This window comes from Streptococcus mitis, assembly GCF_009496205.1.
Lineage (GTDB): Bacteria > Bacillota > Bacilli > Lactobacillales > Streptococcaceae > Streptococcus > Streptococcus mitis_BN.
Genome location: NZ_WIJO01000083.1, coordinates 1 through 5287, shown reverse-complemented (window position 1 = coordinate 5287; position 5287 = coordinate 1). Strand labels below are relative to the sequence as shown.

Genomic DNA, 5287 nt, shown 5'->3' with positions numbered 1-5287 from the left:
TGTAGACTATATTGATTACTACAACAATAAACGAATTAAGGTAAAACTAAAAGGACTTAGCCCTGTACAATACAGAACTAAATCCTTCGGATAAATTAATTGTCTAACTTTTTGGGGTCAGTACATTATCTCACAAGTGTATTTTTTTATGATATAATAAAATGAAATAAAAATTGATAATAGAGGTATATCGTGAGTAGATCTTCGAAGCGAGCTCGTCAGGGTAAAACAAAAATATTGATTAGTTGGGGGTTGCTAGCTATCTATGCAGTACTAGCGGTCTTTTTATTGTTTTTGATTTTCAAGTACAATATGCTGGCCTTCCGATTTCTCAATATAGTGGTTGCTGTCTTAATTGTAGCCTTAGCCATCTTGTGCTTCTTTTTAATTCGGTCTAAGAAAGTTCAAAATCTAACGCTGATTTTATTACTACTGGGTGTGTTAATCAATGGAACTTCCCTCTTTGCTGTAAGTCAGTTCATTGGCTTTACCAGTCGCCTGAATGCAACATCGAATTACTCAAATTATTCGATGAGTATTGCAGTGTTAGCAGATAGTCCAATTGATAATATCAGTCAGGTAACCAGTGTGATGGGGCCTACTGGGACGGATAAGGATAATATCCAACAGTTGATGAATGATCTGAAAGCGACTCAAAACAAGGAATTGACAGTCGAAGAAAGCAGTTCCTATCTTGCAGCCTATAAGAGTTTGTTAGCTGGAGATACAAAGGCGATCCTTCTAAACAGTGTCTTTGAAAATATTATCGAATCCGAATATCCAGACTATGCTTCAAAGATTAAGAAAATCTATACCAAAGAATTAACCAAGACGGTTGAAACTCCAAAAGATGTCAAAGGTGACAGTTTCAATGTTTATATCAGCGGAATTGATACCTACGGTCCAATTAGCTCGATTTCTCGTTCGGACGTCAATATCATTATGACAGTGAATCGCGAAACGAAAAAGATTCTCTTGACAACCACACCTCGTGATTCCTATGTTCCAATTGCAGATGGAGGCAACAACCAAAAAGATAAGTTAACCCATGCGGGGATTTATGGAGTAGATGCTTCCATTCATACCCTGGAAAATCTTTACGGTATTGACTTGAACTATTACGCTCGTTTGAATTTCACCTCTTTCTTGAAATTGATTGATTTACTTGGTGGAGTTGATGTCTATAATGATCAAGAGTTTACCGCTCATACAAATGGGAAGTTCTATCCTGTAGGGAAGGTTCATCTTGATTCGGAGCAAGCTCTTGGCTTTGTGCGTGAGCGCTATTCTTTGGCAGATGGAGATCGGGATCGTGGCCGTAACCAGCAAAAGGTCATTGTTGCAATTCTGCAAAAATTAACCTCTACGGAAGCTTTGAAAAATTATGACAGTATTATAAAAGGGCTGCAAGATTCGATTCAAACCAATATGCCACTTGAAACCATGATGAACCTGGTTAATGCCCAACTTGAGAGTGGTGGAACTTATAAGATCAATTCGCAAGATCTTAAAGGAACAGGGCGTATGGATTTACCATCCTATGCCATGCCTGAGAGTAGCCTCTACATGATGGAAATTAGTGACAGCAGTTTAGAGTCAGTCAAGGCTGCAATCAATGATGTGATGGAAGGGAAATAAGACAAAATGATTGATATTCATTCGCATATCGTATTTGGTGTGGATGATGGTCCAAAATCTAAGCAAAAAGCAAGATTCTTTTGACAGAAATCTATGGATAAGAAGTACGGATTTAAGATGTAAAATATGCAATTGTATCATCTATTAAAGCAATCAATCTTGTACAATTGCTACAACAGTTTGTTAAAAAATAAAGGAGCTTAAAATGTACGATTATCTTGTCGTTGGTGCTGGTCTTTTTGGTGCAGTATTTGCCCATGAAGCAGCTTTAAAAGGAAAAAAAGTAAAAGTCATTGAAAAACGAGATCATATCGCGGGTAATATCTATACTCGTGAAGAGGAAGGAATTCAAGTTCATCAATATGGAGCTCATATCTTCCATACTTCTGATAAGGAGATTTGGGATTATGTAAATCAGTTTGCAGAGTTTAACCGTTACACAAACTCTCCAGTTGCAAATTATAAGGGAGAGATTTATAATCTTCCTTTTAATATGAATACCTTCAATAAACTTTGGGGAGTTGTGACGCCAGCAGAAGCACAGGCTAAGATTGATGAGCAACGTGCTGTTTTAAATGGCAAAACTCCTGAAAATTTGGAAGAACAGGCTATTTCTCTTGTAGGTACAGACATCTACGAAAAATTAATCAAAGACTATACAGAGAAACAGTGGGGCAAGCCAACTACAGAACTTCCAGCCTTTATCATTCGCCGTTTGCCAGTACGCCTGACCTACGATAACAACTATTTTAATGATACCTATCAAGGGATTCCAATTGGTGGTTACACTCAAATAGTTGAAAAAATGTTGGATCATGAAAACATTGATGTAGAAACAAATGTTGATTTCTTTGCCAATAAAGAACAATATATGAAGGACTTCCCTAAGATCGTCTTTACTGGTATGATTGATGAATTCTTTGACTATAAGTTGGGTGAACTAGAGTATCGTAGTCTTCGTTTTGAAAATGAGACCTTGGATATGGAAAATTACCAAGGAAATGCAGTTGTGAACTATACAGATGCAGAAACTCCATATACACGTATTATTGAACACAAACATTTTGAGTTTGGGAATCAAGAAAAGACTATCGTTACTAAGGAACATTCTAAAACATGGGAAAAAGGTGATGAGCCTTATTATCCAGTTAATAATGATCGTAATAATCATTTGTATAAATCATATAAAAAATTGGCTGATGAGCAAGGGAATGTTATCTTTGGTGGTCGTTTAGGACACTATCGTTATTACGATATGCACCAAGTAATTGGAGCAGCTTTACAGTGTGTAAGAAATGAGTTAGATTAAACACCTAGAACTATTACCAGTTGCTATTTAGAAATGTGATTGATAATTCCTTGACTACCTAATGTAGTTGAGGTATTTTTGATATTATTCATATTTTTGCAAACCTATTGTTTAAAAAATAATTTTCAAAAATTCAGAAAATTGTATTGACAGGAGTTGAAAAAGGGGCTATAATGAATAAAAAAATAAAGGAGAATACTATGAAAACAAGGAAAGTATTGGCTCTTGCGGGAGTAACTTTATTAGCAGCAGGTGTCTTAGCTGCCTGTGCTGGTGGTTCAGCTACTAAAAAAGGTGAGCAGACCTTTGCATTTACATACGAGACACATCCAGATAATCTCAACTATTTGACAACTGGTAAGGCAGCAACTGCCGACATTACTAGTAATGTGATTGATGGATTGCTTGAAAATGATAAATACGGGAACCTTATTCCTTCATTGGCAGAAGACTGGTCGGTTTCTAAAGATGGCTTGACTTATACTTATAAGATTCGTCAGGATGCCAAGTGGTATACATCTGAAGGGGAAGAATATGCTCCTGTTAAGGCTCAGGACTTTGTGACAGGTCTTAAATATGCAACAGATAAGAAAGCAGAAGCCCTTTACTTGGTACAGGATTCAATCAAAGGTCTGGATGCCTATGCAAAAGGTGAAATCACAGATTTTGCTCAAGTCGGGATTAAAGCGCTTGACGATCAAACAGTCCAATACACGTTGAACAAACCTGAAAGTTTTTGGAATTCTAAAACGACCATGGGTGTTCTTGCGCCAGTCAATGAAGAGTTTTTGAATTCAAAAGGGGATGATTTTGCCAAAGCTACGGATCCAGGTAGTCTCTTGTATAATGGTCCTTATTTGTTGAAATCCATTGTGACCAAATCTTCTGTTGAATTTGCGAAAAATCCTAACTACTGGGATAAAGACAATGTGCATATTGACAAAGTTAAATTGTCATTCTGGGATGGTCAAGATACTAGTAAACCTGCAGAAAACTTTAAAGATGGTAGCCTTACAGCAGCTCGTCTCTATCCAACAAGTGCAAGTTTCGCAGAGCTTGAGAAAGAGATGAAGGATAATATTGTCTATACTCAACAAGACTCTACTACGTATCTAGTGGGAACAAATATTGATCGTCAGTCCTATAAATATACTTCTAAGACTAGTGACGAACAAAAGACTTCTACTAAAAAGGCTCTCTTAAATAAGGATTTCCGCCAAGCTATTGCCTTTGGTTTTGACCGTACAGCTTATGCCTCTCAGCTAAATGGAGAAACTGGAGCAAGCAAAATCTTGCGCAATCTCTTTGTTCCACCAACATTTGTTCAAGCAGATGGGAAAAACTTTGGCGATATGGTCAAAGAAAAATTGGTGACTTATGGGGATGAATGGAAGGATGTCAATCTTGCCGATGCACAAGATGGTCTCTATAATCCAGAAAAAGCCAAGGCTGAATTTGCTAAAGCTAAATCAGCCTTACAAGCAGAAGGAGTCCAATTCCCAATTCACCTAGATATGCCTGTTGACCAAACAGCAACTACAAAAGTTCAGCGCGTGCAATCTATGAAACAATCCTTGGAAGCGACTTTAGGAACTGATAATGTCATTATTGATATTCAACAACTACAAAAAGATGAAGTAAACAATATTACATATTTTGCTGAAAATGCTGCTGGAGAAGACTGGGATTTATCAGATAATGTCGGTTGGGGTCCAGACTTTGCCGATCCATCAACTTACCTTGATATCATCAAACCATCTGTAGGAGAAAGTACTAAAACATATTTAGGATTTGACTCAGGGAAAGATAATGTAGCTGCTAAAAAAGTAGGTCTATATGACTACGAGAAATTGGTTACTGAAGCTGGTGATGAGGCTACAGATGTTGCTAAACGATATGATAAATACGCTGCAGCTCAAGCTTGGTTGACAGATAGTGCTTTGATTATTCCAACTACATCTCGTACAGGGCGTCCAATCTTGTCTAAGATGGTACCATTTACAATACCGTTTGCATTGTCAGGAAACAAAGGTACAAGTGAGCCACTCTTGTATAAATACTTGGAACTTCAAGACAAGGCAGTCACTGCAGATGAATACCAAAAAGCTCAAGAAAAATGGATGAAAGAAAAAGCAGAATCCAATAAAAAAGCGCAAGAAGAGCTCGCAAAACATGTGAAATAGATTTTAATCATCTATAGAAACAGAGTGATAAAGAACCTGAGACAAAATAGTTCTCAGCCACAAAAAAGCTAGAGATTTCCAATTGCGGAACTCTAGCTTTTTAATTTGGCTCTTTGTCAACTGTAGTGGGTTGAAGAAAAGCTAAGCTCGAGAAAGG

At 37.2% G+C, this 5287-nt stretch carries 4 protein-coding genes; all 4 read left to right on the top strand.

Translation table 11 applies throughout. From position 1 onward, the window contains the following. A partial coding sequence (locus GEZ85_RS09695) for an IS3 family transposase (RefSeq protein WP_140834408.1) occupies positions 1 to 94 on the top strand: 94 nt, incomplete at its 5' end. 98 nt (positions 95 to 192) lie between these two features. Beyond that, positions 193 to 1638 (top strand): LCP family glycopolymer transferase CpsA, encoded by a 1446-nt coding sequence (gene cpsA / locus GEZ85_RS09690; RefSeq protein ID WP_261009153.1) that lies wholly within the window; start codon positions 193 to 195, stop codon positions 1636 to 1638. Between the two features lie 205 nt (positions 1639 to 1843). Then, the gene (gene glf, locus GEZ85_RS09685; protein WP_084888136.1) at positions 1844 to 2947 is read left to right on the top strand and encodes a UDP-galactopyranose mutase; all 1104 of its coding nucleotides are present in this window, start codon (positions 1844 to 1846) and stop codon (positions 2945 to 2947) included. 200 nt (positions 2948 to 3147) lie between these two features. Continuing rightward, positions 3148 to 5130, top strand: a complete 1983-nt coding sequence (locus tag GEZ85_RS09680; protein ID WP_153210162.1) for a peptide ABC transporter substrate-binding protein — start codon at positions 3148 to 3150, stop codon at positions 5128 to 5130. Positions 5131 to 5287: the final 157 nt, after the last annotated feature.

Bases quoted from the DNA above. Each gene is read 5' to 3' on its own strand.
- GEZ85_RS09680 (WP_153210162.1), top strand. From the start codon at position 3,148: ATGAAAACAAGGAAAGTATTGGCTCTTGCGGGAGTAACTTTATTAGCA.
- glf (WP_084888136.1), top strand. From the start codon at position 1,844: ATGTACGATTATCTTGTCGTTGGTGCTGGTCTTTTTGGTGCAGTATTT.